Raw genomic sequence first — 24,562 nt, 5'->3', positions numbered from 1 at the left:
GTTTTATCCGCATTACTAAACGTTCATCCACATTACGGATGTTTAAGTGGTTTTGACCGCTGCCGGCTCTATCTTCAGGCTATCGAAACAACCTGAAGGACCACCCCCATGACCGCGAAGAAGATCGCTCTGGCGACCCTCGGAGCAGTGCTGATCGCCGGCGCAGCCATTCCTGCCTTTGCAGCCCCAGGGCGTGATGGTCCCGGCCGCCATGATGGCCCCGGCCGCGCGATGATGCAGGACGTGATGTTTGTGCGCCTCCTGAAGAATGCCGATGCCGACAAGGACGGCAAGATCTCCAAGGACGAGATGGCCGCATTTCAAGACAAGCTCTTCACCGCGGTCGACGCGAACAAGGATGGCTCACTGACCCGCGGCGAGATGTTCGACTATCGTCAGGCGAAGATAGAAGAGTTCCGCAAGAACAACCAGCCGGAAGTCGCCAATACTGCGGACCAGAAGGACGACCAATCCGACCATGACATGGCGGACCGGCGCGGCGACCATCGCCGGGATCGCGATCATTCCGCATGGAACCATGAGGGCCAGGGTCGCCACGGCGGACGCCGCGAAGATGCTCGCTGGGAACGTCCGCATGGCCATCATATGATGGGTCGGGGCATGTTCGGCATGGTTGATGAAGACAGGGACGGCAAGATCACCAAGGCGGAAGCCTCCGCCGCATCCGACAAGCTGTTCGCCCGCATGGACACCAACAAGGATGGAACCATTTCCATCGACGACCTGCCGGACCGCCCCCTCTAGTTCTCCGCCCCCTTGGAACTAGCTCCGACAGTCGTCCAAAGGACCCGCCCCTTCCCCCAAGGGGCGGGTTCTTTTATTTAGGAAGGCCTGTGCTCGACTGCGGTTATCCGTTCGGCAACCTCTTCCACCTTATCCTCGATACGGAAAAGGGACTATTCGATCGTCGACTGCATGTAGGACAAAGCGCCGCCAAGTTCGATTTTGATCGAAAACTCCAGACCGTCCCGAATCTCCGCTTGGCGCCGCTCAAGACGCTTCGAGGATTCGTAGGTCTGGAGCGTCCGCGTCCTGATTTCAGCAACTTCCTTGCGAAACGCGCGAATATCGTCATTCGTCCGCTGCCCAAAACTTGGCCAGAAAATTCAGATCTCCGACTTCATTGGTCATCGGTACAATCCTCTACCGACAACCTAATCGCGAACTTCTCTGCTTTCAATCAAGCCTTCAATGCTCGTAGAAATCCGAGATGATCTTCCACGCCTCCTTGGCGGTCTCGACGAAATTGATGAGGCTGAGATCATCCGGCGCGATCGTGCCGAATTCCGCGAGCGCGCCAAAATTGATGATCCCGCGCCAGAAGGATTCGCTGAACAGAATGAGCGGTATGCGTTCCATGCGCTTGGTCTGGATGAGGGTGAGCGCCTCGAACATTTCGTCCAGCGTGCCGAACCCACCGGGGAAAACGACGACTGCCTTCGCCCGCATCATGAAATGCATCTTGCGGATGGCGAAATAGTGGAAGTTGAAGCTGAGCTCCGGCGTCACGAAACGGTTGGGAGCCTGCTCATGCGGCAGCATGATGTTGAGCCCGATGCTCGGGGCGCCGGCTTCAGCCGCACCGCGATTGCCGGCCTCCATGACGCCGGGGCCGCCGCCGGTCACCACCACGTATTCCTGATGATTGTAGCCTGCAGAATGCTTGCCGCAGAGGGCCGCGAACTTGCGCGCCTCATCGTAATAAACCGAAGCTGCTTCGAGGTTCTGGCGCTGGATGTCGTTGCGGGCGGCCCAGGCGCTCTGGCCGGGCGCCGGGATGCGCGCACCGCCGAACAGCACGACGGTCGATCTTATGCCCCGCTCGGCCAATGCCATTTCCGTCTTCATCAGCTCGAGCTGAAGCCGGACGGGACGAAGCTCTTCACGGCTCAGGAATTCGTCATCCGCATAGGCGAGGCGATAGGAATGCGATTCCGTCTGTGGCGTCTTTGGCAGGACGGCGGCGGCATTCTTGTCCGCCTTGTTGTCCTTCAGCGGATCCCAGACTCCGTCCTTGCCTCGCGGGCCATCCTTCTTCGCCTTTGCCATTCGCATGATCCTTCCGGCGTCAAATGCATTGACGCCAATTCACATTGACGCTTGAGTGGCGGTCGCTTAGATCAAATGACACCAAATGGCCACCTCTCCCACCATCACGATACCGAGTGACGTTTAAGGATTTCCCATGAGCAGCCCCGACTTCTCTTCCCTCGAAAAGACTATCGAGACCGCCTTCGACAACCGCGACAGCGTCACGGTTTCGACCAAGGGGGAAATCCGCGATGCGGTCGAGGAAGCGCTCAACCTGCTGGACGACGGCAAGGCGCGGGTCGCGAGCCGTGGTGAAGACGGGAGCTGGACGGTGCATCAATGGCTGAAGAAGGCCGTGCTCCTGTCCTTCCGTCTCAACGACATGGAAGTCGTGAAGAATGGCCCCGGCGCCTCAACCTGGTGGGACAAGGTGCCTTCCAAGTTCGAGAACTGGGGTGAAAACCAGTTCCGCGCCGCCGGCTTCCGCGCCGTGCCGAACGCAGTGGTGCGCCGCTCGGCCCATATCGGCAAGAACGTCATCCTGATGCCGTCCTTCGTCAACCTCGGCGCCTATGTCGATGAAGGCACGATGGTCGACACCTGGGCGACGGTCGGCTCCTGCGCCCAGATCGGCAAGCATGTGCATCTCTCAGGCGGCGTCGGCATCGGCGGTGTGCTGGAGCCGATGCAGGCCGGCCCGACCATCATCGAGGACAATTGCTTCATCGGCGCCCGCTCGGAGGTCGTCGAAGGCTGCATCGTTCGCGAGGGCTCCGTGCTCGGCATGGGCGTGTTCATCGGCAAGTCGACCAAGATCGTCGATCGCGCCACCGGCGAGATCAGCTATGGCGAAGTGCCGCCCTACTCGGTCGTCGTCGCCGGCACGATGCCGGGCAAACCGTTCCCGAACGGAGACATGGGGCCGGGGCTCTATTGCGCCGTGATCGTCAAGCGCGTCGATGCCCAGACCCGCTCCAAGACAGCCATCAACGAACTGCTGCGCGACTGATCCGATCAAATGTCTGCTGCCGATCCCATCGCCAATCTCCAGACGTTGATCCGCTGCCCTTCGGTGACACCCGCCGAGGGCGGCGCGCTGGCAGCGTTGGAGGCCATGCTGCTTCCGCTCGGTTTCAAGGTCGAGCGGATGGTGGCGACGGAACCCGGCATGCCGGACATCGAGAACCTCTATGCCCGGCTCGGCACCGACGCGCCGCATCTGATGTTTGCCGGGCATACGGACGTGGTGCCGCCGGGGGAAGAGACATCATGGAGCCGGCCGCCCTTTGCCGCCGAGATCGTCGGCGATGAGCTGTTCGGCCGCGGCGCGGTGGACATGAAAGGCGGCATCGCCTGTTTCGTCGCGGCCGTCGCCCGCCATATGGAGCAACATGGCGCGCCAAAAGGCTCGATCTCTTTCCTGATCACCGGCGATGAGGAAGGCCCGGCGGTCAACGGCACCGAGAAGCTGCTGAAATGGGCGGCCGCACGGGGCGAGGCCTGGGATGCCTGCCTGGTCGGCGAGCCGACCAACCCAGACGTACTCGGCGACATGATCAAGATCGGCCGGCGCGGTTCGGTCTCCGGCAAGGTTACCGTCTTCGGCGTCCAGGGCCATGCGGCCTATCCGCATCTGGCCGACAATCCGGTGCGCGGCCTGCTGCCGCTTGCATCCGCGCTGATGGACCCGCCTTTCGACAGCGGCACCCCGGAATTCCCGGCCTCCAATCTGGAGGTCACTTCGGTCGATGTTGGCAATCCGGCGACCAACGTCATTCCGGCAAAAGCCACCTTCGCTTTCAACATCCGTTTCAACGACACCTGGACCGCCGATACCGTCAAGGCCGAGATCATCAGGCGGCTCGACACGGCAGCGGTCGGCAGCCCGCTTCGCCCAGGCCGCGATCCGGCGCGCTACGACATCACCTGGGCCGAGCGACCGAGCCACGTGTTCCTCACCCGCAACAACGCCCTGATTGCTTCGCTTTCCGGCGCCGTCGAAACCGTGACCGGCAAGGTGCCGACACTTTCCACGACTGGCGGAACGTCGGATGCCCGGTTCATCAAGGATTATTGCCCTGTTGTCGAATTCGGCCTGGTCGGCCAGACCATGCACATGATTGACGAGCGCGTGGCCCTTGCCGATCTGGAGACGCTTACCCAGATCTATGGGACCTTCATCTCCCGCTGGTTCGATAATGCCCTCCTACCATGAAGTCAGGCTCTACCTCGGCGGCCTCTGGCTGCTGATCCGCGGCGATGCGCGCGGTTTGCGGCCGTTCGACATTTCGGACGAGGGCGTGTTGCGTTCGTTCTGGGCAGTTGCCTGGTGCGCGCCGGCATTAATTATCGGCTGGATCTTTCGGCGAATGGAATACCTTCGCCATTTCCCCCAACGAGAGGACTATTCCTTCATCTTTTTCCTGAAGATGCTGGTCCTCGAAGCGGCCCATTGGATCGTGCCGACTGCCGCGCTCGTCGCCCTCGGCTTCATTCTGCGCTTCATGCCGCTCGTGCGGATTCTGATCGTGGTGCGCAACTGGTTTACCGTCCCGCTCGCCTATGCGACCTATGTCATCCTGGCGCCTCTCACCTTCCTTTTCGATCAACATGCCGCCCTTGCCGGCTACGGCTCGATCGCGCTGGCGGCACCCCTTCTGAGCGGCGCGCTTTTTCTCATGTGGCGCATTCTGAGAACGGTCATGGGCGGCCCGGTGATGATACGAGTTGCGACCATTGGGCTCGTGGTTCTGGCTGAAATTATCGTTGCGCGCAAACTGGAGAATATCATGGGGGTTTCGCTAACCTGATGCGTGATTTCGCCGTTTTGCGGGGAGGCCGCCTTGCCCTCCTATCCTGAAGTCAGACTCTATCTGAGCGGTCTCTGGCTGCTGATCCGCGGCGATGCGCAGGGTTTCCGCCTGCTCGACATTTCCGATCGCGGCATGATGCGCTCGTTCTGGGCATTCCTCTGGTGCCTGCCGGGAGCTTTCATATCCTGGCTGTGGTGGCGCGACTATCTGCTCGACAGCATGCCGCCCGGCGCCCGGATCGGCGGGATGTTCTTCGTTCGCATGGCGATGCTGGAAATCTTCAACTGGCTGGTGCCGTTGATCCTTGCCGGCGTACTCTGCTCTCTTCTCGGCATTGCCCGAAAGTTTCCGGCGGTCGTCGTCACCGTCAACTGGCTCTCGGTTCCGTTTTCCTATCTGTACGGCCTGCTGAGCCTGCGCTTCCTGTTGCCATCCAGCCTCGATACCGCCCTGGCGCTTGTCCATTTCGTACTGCTGATCGTCATGATCGTCGCGGTATCGCGGGTGATACGGATGATCTGCGGCCCGCAGCCACTGATGATCACCACGCTGGTGCTCGTGCTGATCGTGCCGAGCATGCTGCTGACCGAAGCGCTGCAGCGTTTCCTCGGCATTTATCCGCTCTGACGTGGCCGGAGAGCCTGTCGGGGCTCTATGGGTCGCCGGGATAATCCACCTTCATGAAGTAGAGCCCGTCCGGCGGCGCAACCGGTCCGCAGGCGGAGCGATCCCTGGCATCGAGGGCCGCCCGCACATCCGCCGGCGTCATCTTGCCGTCGCCGGCCAGTTTCAGGGTTCCGGCGAACGAGCGTATCTGATTGTGGAGGAAACTCTGGGCACTGGCGCGGATTTCGATCAGATCACCCGTACGGGTCACATCCAGCCGATCGAGCGTACGCACCGGGCTCGTAGCCTGGCAATTTGCCGAGCGGAAGGTCGTGAAATCATGATGGCCGACCAGCGTCTGCGCCGCCGCATGCATGGCTTCGTGGTCGAGCTCGCGGGTGACCCACCAGGCCCGCCTGGCTTCGAGCGCCAGCGGCGACGGCCGATTGAGGATGCGGTAGAGATAATGGCGCCGCAGTGCCGAAAAGCGGGCATCGAAATCGTCGTCGACCGCCCGGACATCGATGATCGACACCCTCTCGCCCGCCGTCATCAGATAGGCGTTGACCGCGTTGCGCAGCTTGTCCGGCTGCCAGCTGCGGGAGAGATCCAAATGGGTAACCTGGCCCACGGCGTGCACGCCGGAGTCGGTACGCCCTGCGCCGCGGATCAGCACCATCTCGCCGGTCAGCGACAGGACCGCATTCTGCAGCGCCGATTGCACGGAATGACCGTTTTTCTGCTGCTGCCAGCCGACATAGGGCGTGCCGTCATATTCGACGGTCATGCGGAATCGCGGCATCAGGAAAGCCTCGTGCCGGGCCCGAGCGGCGTACCGCGCAGGAACTCTGCCCCCGCCAGAGCTTTCGCGCCGGCCTTCTGCAACTTGAGAAGCCGTATGGCTCCCTCACCGCAGGCAACAGTCAGCGCGTCATCCAGAACCGTTCCGGGCTCACCCCTCCCCACGCCGACTTCCGACAGAAGAACCTTCACACGCTCCGGCTTGCTGTTGATCTCCGCCTCGAACCATGCGCCGGGGAAAGGCGCCAGACCACGGATATGGTTATGCAGATCGCGCGCGGGCTTCGAAAAATCGATGCGGGTCTCGCCCTTGTCGATCTTGGCGGCATAGAGGACGCCTTCCGGCGGTTGCGGCGTCAGCGGCAGGTCTCCGGCTTCGAGCTTCCCCATCGCCTCGACCATGGCACGGGCGCCGACCAGCATCAGCTTGTCGTGCAGTTCGCCCGCCGTCGTGTTCTCGCCGATCTCCACTTCCCGCGTCAGCGCAACGGGACCGGTATCGAGGCCCTTCTCCATCTGCATGACCATCATGCCGGTCTTCTTGTCACCCGCCATGATCGCCCGCTGGATCGGCGCTGCACCGCGCCACCGCGGCAGAAGCGAAGCGTGGCCGTTGTAACAACCGAGCTTCGTACCCGTCAGGATCGCTTCCGGAAGCAGCAGGCCATAGGCGACGACGACGGCAACATCCGCATCGAACGCGCGAAATTTCTCGCGCTCTTCGGGATCCTTGAAATTCACCGGCGTGGAGACGGGGATGCCGAGCAGTTCCGCGGCCTGATGCACCGGAGACTTGACGAGATCGAGCCCACGCCTGCCGCCCGGACGCGGCGGCTGGGTATAGACCGCGACGATCTCGTGGCCCGCATGCCTGAGGCTCTGGAGCGTCGGCACGGAAAATTCCGGGGTTCCCATGAAAATAATGCGAAGAGACATGGACGTTCCGCGTCTCAAGAGACCGCGCCTTCTTAACTCGGATCGCCCGAGCGACGGTTCAGACCGCCTTGGACTTGGCAGCCTTGGTGAATTTCTTGATCACCATCTCGCGCTTCAGGCGGGAGATATGGTCGATGAAAAGCACGCCATTCAGGTGATCAATCTCATGCTGCAGGCAGGTGGCCAGCAGCCCATCGGCCTCCACCACATATTCCTTGCCGTCGCGGCCGAGATGCTTGACGCTGACGGTCGCCGGGCGTTCCACCTCGGCATAATATTCCGGAATGGAAAGACAGCCCTCTTCATAGACCGCAATTTCGTCGGAGGATCTGACGATCTCCGGGTTGATGAAGACCTGGGGCTGTTTTTCCTCGCCCTCACGGGCAATGTCCACGACGAGGAGGCGACGCGGCACGCCGATCTGGATCGCAGCAAGGCCGATGCCCGGAGCATCATACATGGTCTCAAGCATGTCGTCCGCGAGCTTCAGAAGCTCGGCGTCAACGCGCTCGATGGGCTTGGAAACCTGGCGCAGGACCGGGTCAGGCAGAATAATCAGAGGCTTGATCGTCATGGCTTCCCATAACCCATCTTTTTTTCCGAAGAAATAGAAATTACGTCTCCAGGAAGCACAATGTTCACGTTTTGATCTTTTCAAGCTGCAAATTTCTGTTAGCTTCCGGTCATGAATAATCTCCTCGCAAGCCTTTACCGTTTTTTCGACGATCCGCGCGCTGCCGTCGTGGCGATGATGTGTGGAGCGGCATTGCTGCTGTTATGGCTCTTTCTGGCGCGCCGGGCATCGCTTCAGCGGCAAGAAGATGCGGCTTTGCGGGCGATGGAGGGCGAAGCCCGGCTTGCCGAGCTTCTACGGGCACAGAGCGAGATGCAGGGCAGGCTTTCGGCGATGACGGAGACGCTTTCGACGCGGCAGTCGGAACTTAACCAGTCGGTCAGCCAGCGGCTCGACGGCATGACGCACCGGATCGGCGCAACGATTACCGAACAGACCAAATCGACGCACGAGAACCTGCAGCGGCTGCAGGAACGGCTGGCGGTGATCGACGCTGCGCAGAACAATATCCAAACGCTTGCGAAGGACGTCGTCGGCCTGCAGGCGATCCTGTCGAACAAGCAGACACGCGGCGCCTTCGGCCAGGGCCGAATGGAAGCGATCATTGCCGACGGATTGCCGATGGGGGCCTACGGCTTCCAGACTACGCTTTCGAACGGCACCCGGCCCGACTGCACGATCAGGATGCCGAACGGCGCTCCGCCTTTGGTGATCGATGCCAAATTTCCGCTCGAAGCCTGGAATGCCTTTCGCGAGGCCGCGGCACCCGAAGCCAGACGGGCCGCCGCCCAGGCCTTCAAGCGCGACCTCGAGGTTCACATCCGCGATGTCTCGGAAAAGTACCTGATCCCGAGCGAAACGCAGGAGATGGCCTTCCTCTTCGTGCCGTCGGAATCGATCTTCGCGGAGATCCACGAGCATTTCGAGAGCGCTATACAGAAGGCGCAACGTTCCCGCATCGTCATTGTCTCCCCCTCTCTGCTGATGCTGTCCATTCAGGTCATTCAGGCCGTCCTGAAGGACCAGCGGATGCGCGAGCAGGCGCATCTCATTCAGGGCGAGGTGGCGCTGTTGATCGAGGATCTCTCACGTCTCGACGAGCGCACCCGCAAGCTCCAGGCGCATTTCTTCGCGGCGCAGAAGGATGTCGAACAGATCCTCACCTCCACCGACAAGCTCAACCGCCGCGGCGCCAAGATCGAGGCTCTCGAGCTGGAGGCTCCGATAGAGGCCGAAGCAGCCCGCGACCTGCCGCAGGCAAAAGTGGTCGAAAGCCGTACCGGCCTTCTCAAACTGCGGGTGGTTGACGAGGAGTGACCCTCTCGGGCAGTGTCGCGCGACTTCAAATCAAGCAAGCAGGCCCGCCATGATCACCGTCCTCGGCTCCATCAACATGGATCTCATCGCCACGACCGAGCGTCTGCCCCAGCCGGGCGAGACGGTTACGGGATCGAGCTTTGCGACGGCCGCCGGCGGCAAGGGCGCCAATCAGGCGCTCGCGGCGCGCCGTGCCGGAAGCACGGTGCATATGGCTGGAGCCGTTGGCGAGGATGGGTTTGCCGCGCCGGCGCTGGCACTTCTCGATGACGCCAAGGTCGATCTCTCGGCAGTCGCGCGCGTCGGCGAACCAACGGGGACCGCCCTGATCCTGGTCGGCGGCACGGGCGAAAACATGATCGCGGTTGTGGCTGGCGCCAATGGTACGGTGAGCACGGCGCAGGCCAAGGCGGCAGTCGAAGCCATGAACAGCGGTGACGTCCTGATGCTACAGCTCGAGATCCCCGCCGGGACGGTGGAAACGGCGCTCAATGCGGCGCGCGCCAAAAGCGTTCTGACCGTGATCAACACAGCGCCCCTGACCGGCGATGCGGCCCGGCTTGCGAGGCTTGCAGATATCGTGGTCGCCAATGAAACGGAATTCGAACTGCTGGCCGGAAGCCCGATCCCGGACGCTGCGGCACGCTGGGAGATGTTGAAAAAACTGCATGCGGAAACCGGCCAGACGTTCGTCGTCACACTCGGCGGCGACGGCGTGGTCGCGATCCGCGATGGAGAGATTGTGACGGCGGAGGGATTGAAGATCGAACCGGTCGACACCGTGGGAGCCGGCGACACGTTTTGCGGTTATCTGGCCGCCAGCCTCGAACAGGGGCTCGATTTTGCGAAGGCGCTTCGCCGGGCAGCGGTGGCCGGTTCGCTCGCCTGCCTCACCCGTGGCGCCCAGCCGTCGATCCCGCCGGCCGAAGCCGTCGATGCCCGGGTCTGAGCTCCGATCAAACACAGGCGGCATTTTCGCGGCGGCGCGAGGGCATGCGTCACAATTTTAGTTAAAGTTAAGATATCCCTTTTAGGGTCGCGATCGATATCTCCGCGGGGGCGGGCTTCGATCATGATCCGCCTCGCGACAGCTCCATGAAGGAGCCTCACCTCCGTCCGCAATGCGAGGCAATCGATGTTTTCGCTTAAGATCAAGTCACTCTCCACGAAACTCATACTGGTAACGAGCCTGGTCATCGCCGTCGTTCTGGTTCTCTCCAACTTCTTCCTGATTTCCCAAACCCGTAACCGCGTGTCGACGCTGACCATGGCGCAGGCGCAGGCCGAGGCGCGTTCGATCGCCAACGAAGTTGCCGTCGACATGGGCCAGCTTGCCGGCGCGGCACGCTCGATGGCTGGCGTGATCGGCCGTGGTCATGCCGCGGGTTATCTCGACCGCAAGGGCGTCACCGACGCTCTCAAGGCCAATCTGGAGCAGAATGTCTTTGCCTATGGCAGCTGGTTCGCCGAAGTTCCCGGCGTATTCGACGGGAAGAATGCGGAGCTCGTCGGCAACAAGGAGATGGGCGCCAACAAGAAGGGGGAGCTTGCCCCTTACTGGACCAAGAGCCGCACCGGCGATATCGCCTATAGCGTCTTCGACATCGATACCCAGGCGGAATGGTATTCGCTCGCGGCAACCTCGAAGAAAGGCTCGCTTACCCAGCCCTATATCGAAAGCACGACGGGCGACGCCGTCGCCATGAGCTCTGTCGCCTACCCCGTCATATCCGGCTCCAAGCTTCTCGGAGTAGCCGGCCTCGACGTTTCGATGGCCACTTTGACAAAGAAGCTCCGGGCGATGCGGCCGTTCGGCTCCGGCCGGGTTCTCCTAGTGTCGCAAGGCGGCAAATGGATCGTGCCCGTCAATCCCGACAAGCTGATGAAGCCGGTCGAAGGCGAGAAGGCAAGCGAGCTGCTGGCCGCGCTGAAGTCGAACCAGCCGGTCCAGCTCGACAACCTGACCGCCGATGCGGCCGAACCCTTTGAACGCGTCGTCTATCCGTTCACGGTTCCGGACCTCAACGCAAGCTGGGCGATCGTCCTGGACGTGCCGCAGAGCGTGATCGCCGCGCCCGTTCAGGACCAGACACTGATGATGGTGCTCGGTGGGATCGTCATCATGGCGGCCTGCATCGCGACCCTTTATTTCGGCAGCACCGTTTTCGTGCGGCGGCCTCTCGGGGCGCTGCTCGGCAGCGTCGATACCTTGAGAAAGGGCCGGTTCGAGCAGCCGGTCGAGGGCCAGGACCGCACCGACGAAATCGGCTTGCTTGCCGGAGCGCTTGAAGGTTTCCGCCACACACTGGCAGACGGCCGCCGGCTCGAAACGGAAGCGGAAGCTCAGCGCCATGCGGCGGAAAGCGAACGACACCGCTCGGAAGGCGAGCGGGAGGCGAACGCCCAGCAGCAGCAGCGCGTCGTCAGCTCGCTTGCCAATGGCTTGGCCGAACTCTCCAACGGCAATCTCGGCTACCGCATCCAGGACGAGTTCCCGGGAGAATATGCCAAGCTGAAGGTCGACTTCAACAAGGCGCTGGAAAGTCTCGAAGAGACGATCGCGACGGTGAGCTCCACCGTCTACAATATCGGCAATGGCAGCCGTGAAATCACAACCAGCGCGCAGGACCTGTCGCGCCGGACGGAGCAGCAGGCAGCCAGCCTCGAGGAAACCGCAGCTGCACTCAACGAGCTCACTGCGCAGGTGAATTCGAGCGCAGAGAACGCCAGTTCCGCCGCTGCCACGGTCAACCTCGCCTGCGACGATGCGGAAAAGTCCGGGGAAGTCGTACAGAAGGCCGTCGCCTCGATGCAGGGCATTGCCCAGTCCTCGCAGGAAATCTCGCGCATCATCGGGGTCATCGACGAGATCGCCTTCCAGACCAACCTGCTGGCGCTGAATGCCGGCGTCGAGGCAGCCCGCGCCGGCGAAGCCGGCAAGGGTTTTGCTGTCGTCGCCCAGGAGGTCCGCGAACTCGCCCAGCGTTCCGCCACCGCCGCCAAGGAGATCAAGGCGCTCATCAACGCATCGACCAGCCAGGTCAGCGATGGCGTGGACTTGGTCGGCAAGGCCGGCGACACGCTGCAGAAGATTGCCGTGCAGGTGATGCAGATCAACGGGTTGATCCGCCAGATCTCGGCGTCGGCAAGCGAACAGGCCGTCGGCCTCAAGGAGGTCAACTCGGCCGTCAACCAGATGGACCAGGTGACCCAGCAGAATGCCGCGATGGTGGAAGAGACCACCGCCGCAAGCACGGTGCTGAGCACGGAAGCGGAAACGCTGAAGTCGCTGGTTTCCCGGTTCCGGGTTTCGACGCATTCGGCAGGCCACACCCAAAGCGCTCCGCAGGCACTGCGCCAGGTCGCCCAGACCATGCGGACGCCATCTGCGAGCCGGCCCGCACCGGAGCCGCGCGCCAAACCCGCGCCGAGGGTTGCGATTTCTCATGGTTCAGCCGCCGTATCCGACGACTGGCAGGAATTCTGATCGCACCTGCAGGCCAAAATACAAAAGCCGCCGCGCAACCGGCGGCTTTTTTCTTTGCCGGCTTGCTCCGCCTCAGAACCGGGCGACCCTCTCCGTCAGCAATTCAAAAAAGCCGTCGGCATCAACGTTGCGCATCACCCTGGCATTCGGCTTGCGGCCGGAGACGTGCCACCAGTCGACCACCGTCATGCCGACCGTCAATTCCGATTGCGTCTCGATCTCGACATTGCAGTCGCGGCCCGAGAAGAGTTCGGGCTTGAGGAGATAGGCGATGACGGTCGGATCGTGCAGCGGTCCGCCATCGGAGCCGTATTTTTCGATGTCGAAGCGCTCGAAGAAGGCGAGCCACGCGACCAGAACCTTTGCGGGACGCGTGGCAAGCGCGGCGATCTTCTCGACGCGGGCTTTGGTCGTCAGCAATTGGTGCGTGACGTCAAGCGGCATCATGACGATCGGAATGCCTGAGGCGAATACCGTCTTTGCCGCTTCCGGATCGACATAAATGTTGAATTCGGCAGCCGGCGTGATGTTGCCGCCCTCGAAAAAGCCGCCACCCATCATCACCAATTCCTTCACACGGGCCGCGATGTCCGGCGCTTTCTCAAGAGCGAGCGCGATATTGGTAAGTGGCCCGAGCGTGCAGAGCGTTACCGTTCCGGCGGGTTCGGTGCGCAACGTCTCGATGATGAAGTCGACAGCATGCGTATCTTTCACCGGCATGGTCGGTTCGGGCAGTTCGATGCCGTCGAGGCCTGTCCTGCCGTGTACATGCTCGGCGGTTACCTGTGGGCGCATGGTTGGCTTCGGCGCACCCTCGTAAACCTGCGCGTCCGGCCTGCCGCAGAGTTCGCAGATGATCCGGAGGTTGCGGCTGGTGTAGGAAAGCGGCACGTTTCCGGCGACCGCGCAGAGGCCAAGTACCTCGATCTCGCCGGGGCTCGCAAAGGCAAGCATGATTGCCGCGGCATCGTCCTGACCCGGGTCGGTATCGATGATGATCTTCCTGCGTTGCATGAATGCTCCCGTTTTTCCGCGGCTAGTGGTTCACAACCTTGCGTTCTGTCAAGTATTACGTGGCCTGCATAGAGCAATCGTGACCATCTGCCCCAGCGCCCATACTTGCGGTCACCCCCACAACCTCCCATATAACGGCTGAGTTGGCGGGCCGCGCGACGGGTGCCGACATGGTCGCTTGTTGCAAGGACTGGACGATGAGCCGAATGACGCCGTTTGCGAGCCCCCTGCTTTTGGGCTTCGACGCCATGGAAAAGACCCTCGAACGCCTTGCGAAGTCGAACGACGGTTATCCTCCCTATAATATCGAACGTATCCGGGCAGACGTTTCCGGGGTCCCCGAGCGGCTGCGAATCACGCTGGCTGTCGCCGGGTTTTCCGAAGCCGAGCTCGAGGTGACGACGGAAGAAAACCACCTCGTGATCCGCGGACGGCAGACTGAGCAAGGTGAGCGCGACTATCTTTACCGCGGCATTGCTGCGCGGCAGTTCCAACGTATGTTCGTGCTGGCCGACGGAATGCAGGTCTCCGGCGCCTCGCTCAAGAACGGTTTACTGTCGGTTGACCTTATCCGCCCCGAGCCCGCACGCATGGTGCGAAAAATTAACATTTCCGTCTCAGAGTAGGTCAATGGCGCTAATGCCGTTGCCCCTCAATGCTGGAGGCTGGAATGCTCCTGAAAGAAGCGAATACGCGTTTGACGCAGTCCGAACTTGCTCATCTGGGCGCTGGAGAGGTCGGATATATTCGCAAGATGCGGTCAGACGAAGTGTCCCGCTGTTTCCCTGAAGCTCCCGATATCGACCCAAGTCTCGATCTTTGGGCCCTGTTCGGCGCAGATGGTACGCCGATCCTCCTGACCGACAATCGCTCCAGCACCTTCTTCAAGGCTGCTGAAGACGACCTGAAGACCGTCAGCCTGCACTGACCTTTCAGGTTTTCCTGAACGTCAGATAGGCCGAGGAGCGGCCTTCCCGGCGAGCCTTGTTTTCGTATCGTGTACCGGGCCAGCCGGCGAACGGCGTCAGCCAATCCGACGATTGCTCCGCCTGCCATTGGAAACCGCCGTGGTCGCGGCAATGGATCAGCGTCCAGTTGACATAGGTGTCGATGTCGGATGCGAACAGGAACAGGCCGCCCGGCTTCAGCACGCGGTGGAAGCGGCCGAGATTGACGTCAGACACAAATCGCCTTTTCCAATGTTTCCGCTTCGGCCACGGGTCCGGATAGAGCAGGTCGATGCGATCGAGCGACGCACCCGGCAGCCAGTCCAGCACCTGCGTCGCGTCGTCGTCATAGACCCGGATATTCTTGAGCCCCAGTTCGTTCACGCGCGACAGCAGCTTCGCCATGGAATTGACGAAGGGCTCGACGCCGATGAAGCCGGTCCTGGCGCTTTCCTGTGCCCGGTGGACCAGGTGTTCGCCGCCGCCGAAACCGATTTCCAGCCGCAGTTCCTCGACCGGTATCGGAAATATCTCTGAAAGCACCGCCGGCACTGGCGCCTGAAGATCGAGCTTCAGCGCCGGCAGCAATGTCGCAATCCCCTCCGCCTGGCGTTCGCGGAGCTGCTTTCCCTTGCGGCGCCCGAAGAAGGCTTCGGTGCTGCGGCTCGGATGCTGCGGTTCGGTCATCGGCTGGTCTCTCATGATAAAAGCGGGCGTCTCCGTCAGGAGGCACCCGCTTTACAGTCTTATGGATCTATCCGTAAAGGCCGATCAGGCGGCCTTGAGGGTCTCTTCCTTCAGTGCATCCTTGAGCGGCTTCGCCAGGTCGGTCTTCTCCCAGGAGAAGGAACCGTCGCGGCCGGCCTTGCGGCCGAAGTGGCCGTAAGCGGAAGTCTTGGCATAGATCGGCTTGTTGAGGTCGAGATGGCGGCGGATGCCGGTCGGCGACAGGTCCATGACCTTGCGGATGGCGGCTTCCACCTGGTCTTCCGTCACGCCCTTGCCCGTGCTGTGCAGATCCACATAGATCGACAGCGGCTGGGCGATGCCGATGGCATAGGAGATCTGGATGGTGCAGCGGTCGGCAATGCCGGCAGCGACGACGTTCTTCGCCAGATAGCGGGCAGCGTAAGCGGCCGAACGGTCGACCTTGGTCGTGTCCTTGCCGGAAAATGCACCGCCGCCGTGCGGAGCCGCGCCACCGTAGGTATCGACGATGATCTTGCGGCCGGTCAGGCCCGCGTCACCATCCGGGCCGCCGATGACAAACTTGCCGGTCGGGTTGATGTACCACTTGCAATCCTTGGCGATCGGCAGGTCACCGAGCGCTTCGCGGATATAGGGTTCGACGACCTGACGGACCTTCTTGGAGTCCCAGCTCTCGTCGAGGTGCTGGGTCGACAGCACTATCGAATCGACCGCGGCCGGCTTGCCGTTTTCGTAACGCACGGTCACCTGGCTCTTGGCGTCCGGGCCAAGCTTGCCGGCGTCACCCTCGCCCTTCTTGCGGGCGGTTGCGAGCAACTGCAGGATCTTGTGAGAATAATAGATCGGCGCCGGCATGAGGTCCGGCGTTTCCTTGCAGGCGTAACCGAACATGATGCCCTGGTCGCCGGCACCTTCGTCGCCCTGCTTGTCGGCAGCACTATCGACGCCCTGCGCGATGTCTGCGGACTGCGAGTGCAGCAGCACGTCGATCTTGGCCGTCTTCCAGTGGAAGCCGTCCTGCTCGTAACCGATATCACGGATCGCCTTGCGGGCGGCCGACTTGAACTTCGAGGGATTGATGACGTCCTTGCCGTCCTTGTCCTTCTTCATCAGGCTCGGCGGCAGACGGACCTCGCCGGCAATGACGACACGGTTCGTGGTCGCCAGCGTTTCGCAGGCAATGCGCACGGTCCAGGGATCGACGCCGGTCTTGGCCGCCTCGCGGTACACAAGATCTACAATTTCATCGGAGATACGATCACAAACCTTGTCCGGATGGCCCTCGGCAACGGACTCGCTGGTGAACAGATAACTTGCGCGCATTACGGGATTCCCCTCAAAGAAACGAACGCAACTGTGTTAGTGATTTCCATCGACAAACACAAGCGTACAACGACATAAATATATCTTTATGTGTGCAAGCCGGGCATTCCCGCAACACCCGCCGCCTCGTCATAGGCAACAAAAAAGCGGCCCGGGGGCCGCTTCTGTGCTGATATAAACAAGTCTTTATTCGACCTCGGCATCCGCTGCCAGTGCCTTGACGAGATCTACCACACGCCGGCGAACTTTCGGGTCCGAGATCTTCACGAAAGCCCGGTTCAGCTGCAGGCCCTCGGAGGAGGAGAGGAAATCGACCACGTAGTTGGAGCTCGAGGCTTCCGCCATGCCGCCCTGACCGCCCTGATCGCCCGGCGCATCCTCAAAGAAGAAGGAGACCGGCACATTGAGAATGCTGGAGATGTTCTGCAGACGGCTTGCGCCAACGCGGTTCGTGCCTTTTTCGTATTTCTGGATCTGCTGGAACGTAATGCCAAGGCTTTCGCCGAGCTTTTCCTGGCTCATTCCGAGCATGGTCCGGCGAAGGCGAATTCGGCTCCCGACGTGAATATCGATCGGGTTCGGCTTCTTTTTGTTTTCAATCATAACAATGTCCTGACGACGTTTGTTGTTCAATCCTCACAACCCGGTCTGCGTGTGGAGATACACTTCGCGCGGCTGGTCACAACAGGCTCGACGTTTGAAGCATATGGCGAGACGAAAGGCTGAGACCACTATGCAATTTTAGGGGTTTTTGGTCAATTCGTCCTGAAATTAAAACCAGCGCGCGAGACGACTGCAATCAACAACATCAGCGCAAGAACCAACCAGAAGTGCCTTTCCCGAGCATTCACATCCCAATGCGAGATTGAAACACTTCCCACGGTTGCATCCATCACGCCTTTTTGATTATAGGCCATACCCCGTATCAGCCTTCCGAAGGGGTCTACAACTGCTGAAATGCCGGTATTTGCCCCGCGAATCAGCGGCAGGCCGTTTTCGACCGCACGGATTCGTGCCTGCTGGAAGTGCTGGTACGGTCCCGGCGTCGCGCCGAACCAGCCGTCATTGGTGACATTCAGGAGCGCGCTCACCCGCTCCACGTCCGGCCCGATCTCGTCCGGGAAGATCGCCTCGTAACAGATCAGCGGATAGAAGGTCCTGCCCCCCGGCAAGGTCAGCATGGCCCGCACGGGCGCCGCACTGAACCCACCCGGCATGGCGATGGCATCGGGAATGCCAAGGTTGCGCAGGAGATCCTCGTAGGGGACATATTCCCCGAACGGGACGAGATGCAGCTTGTCGGACGCCGAAACGATCTGACCTTCGCTGTCGATCACATAGATGGAATTATAGAAGCGGGGGGCGAAGCCGGCGCCCGCATCTTCGGATCGGACCGCGCCGGTGATCAGAACCTGGCCGTCCTGCAGCACCTCGGCGATGCGGGTCAGCGCGTCCGGGTTCTGGGTCAGAATGAAGGGCACCGAAGTTTCCGGCCAGACGATGATGTCCGGCCGCTTCCCGCCGTTCTCGGGCGGCAAGGCGGATAACGCCAGATGTTCCTCGAAGATCGCGGCCCGTTCGGCATCGTCCAGTTTTCGCGCCTGATCGATCACGGGCTGAACGATGCGGACGACCGATTGATTGTCGGCAGCCGGCGCCGGCGCGGCGCCGGCGATGTGCAGACGGTAGCCGCCATAGCCCAGATGGGCGGCGAACAGTAGTCCTGCGAGCGTCAGCCCGGCCCCCATGCCCTTCCGGGTGCCGATCAGGGCCGGTGCCGAAAATACGAAGACGGCGAGAACCGTCACGCCGAAAATGCCGAGCACGGCTGCAGACTGCATCATCAGCGGTATGGGCATCGCGCCATATCCGACCGCATTCCAGGGGAAGCCGGTGGCGGCGAAGCCGCGCAGCCATTCGGCAAGACCGAAGCCGAAGGCAAGCGAGGCCATCCGCCCGAACCCATCCGACCAGAAGATGCGGGCAACCGCCGCCGCAAGGCCGTAGAAGAGGGCGAGATAGGCAGGCAGGCCGAGAACCGCGAGCGGCAGGGCCCAGGCAAACTCATCGGCTTCCACCAGAAGCGCGTTGCCGAGCCACCAGAGGCCGGCGACGAAATAGCCGAAACCGAAGACCCAGCCGATCCAGAAGGCCGAACGAAACCGGGCGAACCATCCGCCATCCGGATTGCCGGTGGAACCGTCCACCAACCAGACGAGCAGCGTGAAGGAGATGAAAAGCGCCGCGAAGAAGCCGAAGGGCGGCAGGGCGAGCGCCCCGACCGCTCCTGCGAGAAAAGCAACGACGACGCGCGGGAAGCCCCAGAGAAGCATGATCCTGCCCGCCAGCCGCTCCATCTATGTTCCCTTCCACCCCCGAATCAGCGGCTGCAGTCTTTCAAAAAATGACGGGCTTGTCGTGAGGTCAAAGAGGCGCGGACACCTCAGGGATCTTCAGGCCTGGTGATTGCGCCGGTCAGCGTCCTGGGCGGGTGGTGGCGCCGGCAGCAGGGCAGTCGTCGGCGTCTGATCGGTGAGCAGCATTTCGCCCTCTCCTTTCTGGCGGCGGCGCGCGAGCGTGCGCTTGCGCAGGATCCGGACGCGCTTGATGCGCCGGGGATCGGCCTCCAGGATCTGGAATTCGAAGCCGGGCACCGCCTGCACCACTTCGCCGCGCACCGGGATACGGCCGAGGGCGGAGAATATCAGGCCGCCCAGCGTATCGACATCGTCGATACGGTCGCGAATGTCGAAGTCCGAACCGATTGCCGCGGCGATCTCCTCGAGTTCGATACGCGCATCGGCAACGAAGATATCCTCGCTGGTGCGCGAGAACATGACCTCTTCGTTATCGTGCTCGTCCTCGACATCGCCGATCACCATTTCGACGATATCCTCATGGGTGACGAGACCGTCGGTGCCACCGTACTCGTCGATGACGAGCGCGAGTTGGGTACGGGCGGCCTGCATGCTCTGCATGAGGTCGGAGGCGAGCATCGAGGGCGGCACGAACAAGATCTTGCGGATCAGCCCGGCTTCGGCAACCGTCTGCTCAAGGTCGACGCGGCCGAGGTCGAAGGCAGGCCGCGGCGTGCGCGCCGTCTTTTCCGCCTTTTCCGGCTTGTCAGTGGCGAGCGGCATCGGCTGGGCGGGTGCGGCGCGCGCGCTGGTGCGGCGTTTGTTACGAGCCTGCTTGGCGAGATAGGAGAGGAGGTCGCGGATATGGACCATGCCGCGCGGATCATCCAGCGTGTCGTTATAGACCGGCATGCGCGAGCGGCCGGTTTCCTCGAAATGGATCATCAGTTCGCCGATGGTCATGGTCATATCGACCGCCTCGATATCGGCACGCGGCACCATGATGTCTTCGACGCGGATCTCACGGAACCGGAGAATGTTGTGCAGCATCGCCCGTTCCTCGGGCGAAAAGGCATTGCTGATATTGGTGTCGGTCATTAGCGCGTCGGCGAGGTCCTCGCGGAGCTTTTCGCCCTGCGACGGCCTGAGCAGCCTCACGGCGCGCGACCAGAAAGAGCTTTGGTGTTTTTGGGCTTCCGCTCGAGACGGACTACTGCCCTCTTCCGAGGAACTCGAGTCGGCGTCCTTGCCCTCACGGGTCGGGTTTGTCGAAAAGTCGTTCATAGGTCCAGACTATACTATCGGGTCTTGCCCCGCATAGGGGTCAGATAGGCCAAGGGTGGCCAAAATGCGAGTCTCCAACGCTTCCATTCTTTCCGCTTCGTCCGTTTGCATATGGTCGTAGCCGAATAGATGCAGGAAACCGTGGACAAGCAGATGGGTCAGATGATCCTCGAAACTTTTATCGAGATCAACCGCTTCCCGCTCAACCGTCTCGCGGGCGATGACGATATCGCCGAGCATCGGGCCGGGCATCTTGCCCGGTTCGAGCGGAAAAGCCGGAAAAGACAGCACATTGGTCGGCTTGTCCTTGCCGCGCCATTCGGCGTTGATTTCCTTGATCGCCGCGTCGTCGGTAAAGACCAGCGACAATTCCGGGGCGATTTTCGGGAATGGCTGTTTTTCCTGGTCCACCAGGAATTCGGCCGCTGCGCCAAGCGTTTTTTCGCTCAAGATCAAAAGGGCCGGCTCTTCGGGCCAGCCCTCATCTTCAATGCTGATCTGTATGTCGAGTTGGGGCATAAATCTGGAGCCGACCGTTACCGGTCGACTTCCTCGCTCTCCTCGTGGACGGCATATTGCGCATCATAGGCCCTGACGATGCGGCCGACCAGCGGATGGCGGACCACGTCGGTATCCTTGAAGCGGATCACCGAAATGCCCTCGACGCCCTTCAGGATCTGCAGTGCTTCCACGAGGCCGGATTTCACGCCGCGCGGAAGGTCGACCTGGCTCGGGTCACCGGTGATGATCATCCGGGCATTTTCGCCGAGACGCGTCAGGAACATCTTCATCTGCATCGACGTGGTGTTCTGTGCCTCGTCGAGGATGACGGCAGCGTTTGCGAGCGTACGACCGCGCATGAAGGCGAGTGGCGCAATTTCGATGACGCCGGCGGTGATCGCCCGCTCCACCTTGTCGCCCGGCATCATGTCATAAAGCGCATCATAGAGCGGCCGCAGATAGGGATCGACCTTGTCCTTCATGTCGCCGGGCAGAAAGCCCAGGCGCTCGCCGGCTTCGACGGCCGGACGCGAGAGGATGATACGGTCGACGGCACCGCGTTCCAGAAGCTGGGCGGCGTGCGCAACGGCAAGGTAGGTCTTGCCGGTACCGGCCGGGCCGACACCGAAAACGAGCTCCGACCGTTCCAGCGCCCGCATATAGGCGTCCTGGGTCGGGGTGCGCGCGACGACCGTCTTCTTCTTGGTAGAAATCTGGCTCATGGAGAGCTTGGCTTTTTTCTCCAGCGTCGGCAACTGCAGCTGGTCGTCCGCCGCCTGCGCCATGCGGATCGCGCCGTCGACATCCGAGGTTTCGACCGAGCCACCCTTCTGGACACGCTCATAAAGGAAATCCAGCGCCCGGCGCGCCTGGTTTGTCGCGGTCAGATCGCCGGAGATGGCCACCGAGTTGCCGCGTGCCCTGGCATCGATATGGAGCCGCTCTTCGAGAAGTTTGAGATTCTGATCGAACTGACCGAAAAGCTCGCTGGCGAACCTATTGTTCTCGAACGTCAGGACAAAGTGATTGGCGTCGGTAGCGGCGGTGCGGGGTTGGCGCGCGGATGAAGAAACCAATTCACGTCCGTTCAAGTAGGCAAGCTCCTCAATGTTAACTCAGGCGCCTATTAAACTCTCTGCCGGTTCGGCAAACAAGCTGTTCGGGCCGGTTCCGCTGATTCGTACCTGGATAATGTCACCGATTTGCGATGTTTTTGCATCAACATTCACAGATTGAAGCCAGGGAGAACGTCCGATGACCTGTCCTGGCATGCGACCGGGCTTTTCCAGCAACAGATCGATGACCTTTCCGACGCAGGATTTGGCGAACTCGGCCTGCTGTTTCAAGAGCAGGGCCTGCAATCTTTCCAGCCGCTCCCCCTTCACCTCTTCCGGCACCTGATCGCCGAGGTCGGCGCCGGGCGTGCCGGGACGGGTCGAATATTTGAAGGAATAGGCCTGGGCGTAGTTCACGTCCTCGACGAGCCGCAGCGTATCTTCGAAGTCCTTGTCCGTCTCGCCAGGGAACCCGACGATGAAATCTCCGGCGATGGCGATATCCGGCCGGGCATCGCGGATGCGCTCGATCAGGCGCAGATATTCGGCGCCCGTATGGCGGCGGTTCATGGCTTTCAGAATGCGGTCCGAACCAGCCTGAACCGGCAGATGCAGATAGGGCATCAGGGTGCGCAGGTTGCGATGCGCCTCGATCAGGCGGTCGTCCATGTCGCGCGGGTGGCTGGTCGTGTAGCGCAAACGCGCGAGGCCCGGGATTTCCGCCAGGCGATAAAGCAGATCGCCGAGGCTCCATTCGCCGCCTTTCGGGCCTTCCGCACGCCAGGCGTTGACGTTCTGGCCGAGCAGCGTGATTTCGCGAACGCCGCCATCGACCAGCCGCCATGCTTCGTCGACGATCTGCTGGACGGAGCGGGAAACTTCCGAACCGCGGGTATACGGAACCACGCAGAAGGTGCAGAACTTATCGCAGCCTTCCTGAACGGTGAGGAAAGCGGTGACGCCGCGGGCACGGATCTTCGCCTTTTCGGTAGCCGGCAGGTGCTCGAACTTGTCCTCGACAGCGTATTCGGTATCGACGACAGGCTTGCCGGCGCGGGCCCGCTTCAGCGCTTCCGGCAGGCGGTGATAGGTCTGCGGACCGATCACCACATCGACGGCCGGCGCACGGCGGATGATTTCCTCGCCTTCGGCCTGGGCGACGCAACCGGCAACGCCTATCATCAGCTCCCGGCCTTCGGCAGCGCGCGCCTTCTTCATGTCGCGAAGACGTCCCAGCGCCGAATACACCTTGTCCGCCGCTTTCTCGCGGATGTGACAGGTGTTGAGGAGGATGAGGTCAGCCTCGCCCATCTCCTCGGTCGGCACATAACCTTCGCCGGCCAGCGCATCGCTCATGCGGCCTGAATCATAGACATTCATCTGGCAGCCATAGGTCTTGATGAAGACCTTGCGGGAATTCGAGCGCTGGACCGGCTCGTCGGCGGCCGCGGAAAGGGAGACGTGTTCGTTCATGGCTGCTCCATACCGCAAGAAGACCCGGAAATGAAGCGTTTCTTCCTAGAGGTCTTCGTAGTCGCGGCCGCGCAGATGGCGGATCAGCATGCGGCGAAGCCGGCTCGTCACGGCCATGCTCAGATGCTTGCGGTTGTCGCCGGCGCGAAAATCGATCGTCTCGCCGAAGGCGACCTCCACGTCTAACGCCCCTTCCTTCAGGACGCCGAGCAGATGCGGCACGAGTTCGATATCGCCCGGCCACGCCGCAATCGGCCGATGATAGCGGCCCATGGCCATGCCGTGGACGCGTGTATAGGCGATCGCCACCGGCTGGACATGCACGACACCTTCCGGCGTTTGCCGGACCGCGGCGGCAGCGGCGCCGAAAAGCGACGACTTCACCTCCAGAAGCCGGTTGCCGTCGGAGGTGGTGCCTTCGGGAAAGAGCACGACGATTTCGCCGGCCGCCATGCGCTCGGCGATCTCGTTCACCTGGTCGCCGGTACGGCGTTTCTGTTCGCGGACGACGAAAATGCTCTTCTGCAGCTTGGCGAGCGTGCCGAAGACAGGCCATTCCGACACTTCCATCTTCGCAATGAAGACGATGTCGGCGATTGCGCCGAGCACGAGAATATCCTTCCACGACGCATGATTGCAGGCGAGCATCAGCGGTCGGCGGCGATCCGGCGTTCCGTGAACATGAATGCGGATGCCAAGCAGAAAACAGGCGGTCCTATGCCAGTAGCGCGGGATATAGCGGCGAATCTTGAGGTCGAAGGCGAGGCCCAGGAGCTGAAACGGCAGCAGAGCCAGCGTAACTGCGAAAAGAGCAACGAAAACGAAGCCGATCCGCGCCCAAGTAATCACTTATCGTCCTTGTCCAGCGGGATGCCGTAAAGCTCCAGCCGGTGGCCGACGAGGCGGAAACCGTGCTCTCGGGCGATGCGTTCCTGCAGCGCCTCGATTTCCGCCGAGCGGAACTCGATGACATTGCCGGTATTGAGATCGATCATATGGTCGTGGTGTTCATCAGGCACGGTCTCGTAACGCGAGCGGCCGTCGCGGAAATCGTGACGCTCGATGATTCCCTCGTCCTCGAACAATTTTACCGTTCGATAGACCGTCGAAATCGAGATGCGCGAATCGACCTTCGAGGACCGGCGATAAAGTTCCTCGACATCCGGATGGTCAACGGACTCCTGCAGGATACGCGCGATCACGCGGCGTTGATCCGTCATTCGCATGCCTTTCTCGGCACACAGCTCCTCCAGGGTCTTGGAAAGGTCTGTCATGTCGTTTTGGCCTTCGAAACATTCCCGTAGAAGTTAACGG

General features: G+C 61.5%; 26 protein-coding genes. 11 read left to right on the top strand and 15 right to left on the bottom strand.

Annotated elements, in window-relative coordinates:
• The first annotated feature begins 108 nt into the window (after positions 1-108).
• Both J2857_RS12790 and J2857_RS12785 read left to right on the top strand, forming a co-directional pair.
• Positions 109-765, top strand: a complete 657-nt coding sequence (locus J2857_RS12790; RefSeq protein WP_210010546.1) for a calcium-binding protein — start codon at positions 109-111, stop codon at positions 763-765.
• 89 nt (positions 766-854) lie between these two features.
• The gene (locus J2857_RS12785; RefSeq protein WP_210010545.1) at positions 855-1,235 is read left to right on the top strand and encodes a hypothetical protein; all 381 of its coding nucleotides are present in this window, start codon (positions 855-857) and stop codon (positions 1,233-1,235) included.
• Here the strand turns inward: J2857_RS12785 and J2857_RS12780 are convergent.
• Entirely contained in the window at positions 1,210-2,070 is an 861-nt protein-coding gene (locus J2857_RS12780) for an LOG family protein (protein ID WP_210010544.1), read from the bottom strand. The genes J2857_RS12785 and J2857_RS12780 overlap by 26 nt on opposite strands.
• A gap of 136 nt (positions 2,071-2,206) precedes the next feature.
• Between J2857_RS12780 and dapD the strand changes: the two genes are divergently transcribed.
• Genes dapD through J2857_RS12760 form a run of 4 tightly spaced genes read left to right on the top strand, consistent with a single transcriptional unit; the run spans position 2,207 to position 5,492 of the window.
• Positions 2,207-3,061 carry a 2,3,4,5-tetrahydropyridine-2,6-dicarboxylate N-succinyltransferase gene (dapD, locus tag J2857_RS12775; protein ID WP_210010543.1) on the top strand — a complete coding sequence of 285 codons (855 nt, stop codon included), beginning with the start codon at positions 2,207-2,209 and terminating at the stop codon, positions 3,059-3,061.
• 9 nt (positions 3,062-3,070) lie between these two features.
• A complete protein-coding gene (gene dapE, locus J2857_RS12770; protein WP_210010542.1) occupies positions 3,071-4,267 on the top strand; it encodes a succinyl-diaminopimelate desuccinylase in 1,197 nt (398 codons plus the stop codon).
• A complete protein-coding gene (locus J2857_RS12765; RefSeq protein ID WP_210010541.1) occupies positions 4,251-4,862 on the top strand; it encodes a hypothetical protein in 612 nt (203 codons plus the stop codon). Before dapE ends, J2857_RS12765 begins: the two co-directional genes overlap by 17 nt.
• A 33-nt stretch (positions 4,863-4,895) precedes the next feature.
• Positions 4,896-5,492 carry a hypothetical protein gene (locus J2857_RS12760; RefSeq protein ID WP_210010540.1) on the top strand — a complete coding sequence of 199 codons (597 nt, stop codon included), beginning with the start codon at positions 4,896-4,898 and terminating at the stop codon, positions 5,490-5,492.
• A gap of 25 nt (positions 5,493-5,517) precedes the next feature.
• On the opposite strand, the gene truA is transcribed toward J2857_RS12760, so the two are convergent.
• The 3 genes from truA to def are packed head-to-tail and all read right to left on the bottom strand — an operon-like array spanning position 5,518 to position 7,782.
• On the bottom strand, positions 5,518-6,273 hold the full coding sequence (gene truA / locus J2857_RS12755) for a tRNA pseudouridine(38-40) synthase TruA (protein WP_210010539.1): 756 nt from the start codon (positions 6,271-6,273) through the stop codon (positions 5,518-5,520).
• Positions 6,273-7,208 (bottom strand): methionyl-tRNA formyltransferase, encoded by a 936-nt coding sequence (fmt, locus tag J2857_RS12750; protein WP_210010538.1) that lies wholly within the window; start codon positions 7,206-7,208, stop codon positions 6,273-6,275. The genes truA and fmt overlap by 1 nt, the downstream gene beginning before the upstream one ends.
• A gap of 58 nt (positions 7,209-7,266) precedes the next feature.
• A complete protein-coding gene (gene def / locus J2857_RS12745) occupies positions 7,267-7,782 on the bottom strand; it encodes a peptide deformylase (RefSeq protein ID WP_210010537.1) in 516 nt (171 codons plus the stop codon).
• Between the two features lie 174 nt (positions 7,783-7,956).
• Here def and J2857_RS12740 point away from each other — a divergent pair, with 174 nt between their 5' ends.
• From J2857_RS12740 to J2857_RS12730, 3 genes are all read left to right on the top strand, one after another.
• Entirely contained in the window at positions 7,957-9,099 is a 1,143-nt protein-coding gene (locus tag J2857_RS12740; RefSeq protein ID WP_432420165.1) for a DNA recombination protein RmuC, read from the top strand.
• A gap of 49 nt (positions 9,100-9,148) precedes the next feature.
• Positions 9,149-10,048, top strand: a complete 900-nt coding sequence (locus J2857_RS12735; RefSeq protein ID WP_210010535.1) for a ribokinase — start codon at positions 9,149-9,151, stop codon at positions 10,046-10,048.
• A gap of 186 nt (positions 10,049-10,234) precedes the next feature.
• On the top strand, positions 10,235-12,586 hold the full coding sequence (locus tag J2857_RS12730; protein ID WP_210010534.1) for a methyl-accepting chemotaxis protein: 2,352 nt from the start codon (positions 10,235-10,237) through the stop codon (positions 12,584-12,586).
• 72 nt (positions 12,587-12,658) lie between these two features.
• Here J2857_RS12730 and J2857_RS12725 read toward each other — a convergent pair whose 3' ends face one another.
• The gene (locus J2857_RS12725) at positions 12,659-13,600 is read right to left on the bottom strand and encodes a nucleoside hydrolase (protein WP_210010533.1); all 942 of its coding nucleotides are present in this window, start codon (positions 13,598-13,600) and stop codon (positions 12,659-12,661) included.
• Positions 13,601-13,797: 197 nt separating this feature from the next.
• Between J2857_RS12725 and J2857_RS12720 the strand changes: the two genes are divergently transcribed.
• Complete coding sequence (locus tag J2857_RS12720) at positions 13,798-14,226, top strand: Hsp20 family protein (RefSeq protein ID WP_210010532.1); 429 nt, start codon at positions 13,798-13,800, stop codon at positions 14,224-14,226.
• A gap of 44 nt (positions 14,227-14,270) precedes the next feature.
• Positions 14,271-14,528 carry a DUF1150 family protein gene (locus J2857_RS12715; protein ID WP_037079396.1) on the top strand — a complete coding sequence of 86 codons (258 nt, stop codon included), beginning with the start codon at positions 14,271-14,273 and terminating at the stop codon, positions 14,526-14,528.
• 4 nt (positions 14,529-14,532) lie between these two features.
• Here the strand turns inward: J2857_RS12715 and trmB are convergent, their stop codons facing one another.
• The 10 genes from trmB to J2857_RS12665 all read right to left on the bottom strand — a co-directional run bounded on the left by trmB (position 14,533) and on the right by J2857_RS12665 (position 24,522).
• On the bottom strand, positions 14,533-15,234 hold the full coding sequence (trmB, locus tag J2857_RS12710) for a tRNA (guanine(46)-N(7))-methyltransferase TrmB (RefSeq protein WP_210010531.1): 702 nt from the start codon (positions 15,232-15,234) through the stop codon (positions 14,533-14,535).
• 84 nt (positions 15,235-15,318) lie between these two features.
• A complete protein-coding gene (metK, locus tag J2857_RS12705) occupies positions 15,319-16,578 on the bottom strand; it encodes a methionine adenosyltransferase (protein WP_210010530.1) in 1,260 nt (419 codons plus the stop codon).
• 186 nt (positions 16,579-16,764) lie between these two features.
• Positions 16,765-17,181: a helix-turn-helix domain-containing protein gene (locus tag J2857_RS12700; RefSeq protein WP_037079404.1), complete on the bottom strand. Its 417-nt coding sequence runs from the start codon at positions 17,179-17,181 to the stop codon at positions 16,765-16,767.
• 152 nt (positions 17,182-17,333) lie between these two features.
• Complete coding sequence (lnt, locus tag J2857_RS12695) at positions 17,334-18,935, bottom strand: apolipoprotein N-acyltransferase (protein ID WP_210010529.1); 1,602 nt, start codon at positions 18,933-18,935, stop codon at positions 17,334-17,336.
• A gap of 96 nt (positions 18,936-19,031) precedes the next feature.
• Positions 19,032-20,219, bottom strand: a complete 1,188-nt coding sequence (locus tag J2857_RS12690; RefSeq protein WP_210010528.1) for a hemolysin family protein — start codon at positions 20,217-20,219, stop codon at positions 19,032-19,034.
• A 9-nt stretch (positions 20,220-20,228) separates the two neighbouring features.
• Positions 20,229-20,738 (bottom strand): rRNA maturation RNase YbeY, encoded by a 510-nt coding sequence (gene ybeY / locus J2857_RS12685; protein WP_210010527.1) that lies wholly within the window; start codon positions 20,736-20,738, stop codon positions 20,229-20,231.
• Positions 20,739-20,755: 17 nt separating this feature from the next.
• Complete coding sequence (locus tag J2857_RS12680) at positions 20,756-21,811, bottom strand: PhoH family protein (RefSeq protein WP_210010526.1); 1,056 nt, start codon at positions 21,809-21,811, stop codon at positions 20,756-20,758.
• A 24-nt stretch (positions 21,812-21,835) separates the two neighbouring features.
• Positions 21,836-23,248 (bottom strand): tRNA (N6-isopentenyl adenosine(37)-C2)-methylthiotransferase MiaB, encoded by a 1,413-nt coding sequence (miaB, locus tag J2857_RS12675; RefSeq protein WP_210010525.1) that lies wholly within the window; start codon positions 23,246-23,248, stop codon positions 21,836-21,838.
• A 45-nt stretch (positions 23,249-23,293) separates the two neighbouring features.
• The gene (locus J2857_RS12670; protein WP_432420164.1) at positions 23,294-24,094 is read right to left on the bottom strand and encodes a lysophospholipid acyltransferase family protein; all 801 of its coding nucleotides are present in this window, start codon (positions 24,092-24,094) and stop codon (positions 23,294-23,296) included.
• Positions 24,094-24,522 (bottom strand): Fur family transcriptional regulator, encoded by a 429-nt coding sequence (locus J2857_RS12665; protein ID WP_210010523.1) that lies wholly within the window; start codon positions 24,520-24,522, stop codon positions 24,094-24,096. Before J2857_RS12665 ends, J2857_RS12670 begins: the two co-directional genes overlap by 1 nt.
• Positions 24,523-24,562 lie beyond the last annotated feature (40 nt).

Origin of the sequence: Neorhizobium galegae, from assembly GCF_017877055.1 — a bacterium.
GTDB classification, from domain to species: domain Bacteria; phylum Pseudomonadota; class Alphaproteobacteria; order Rhizobiales; family Rhizobiaceae; genus Neorhizobium; species Neorhizobium galegae_D.
The sequence above is the reverse complement of the archived record's forward strand: the minus strand, read 5'-3'. Positions and strand labels throughout refer to the sequence as shown.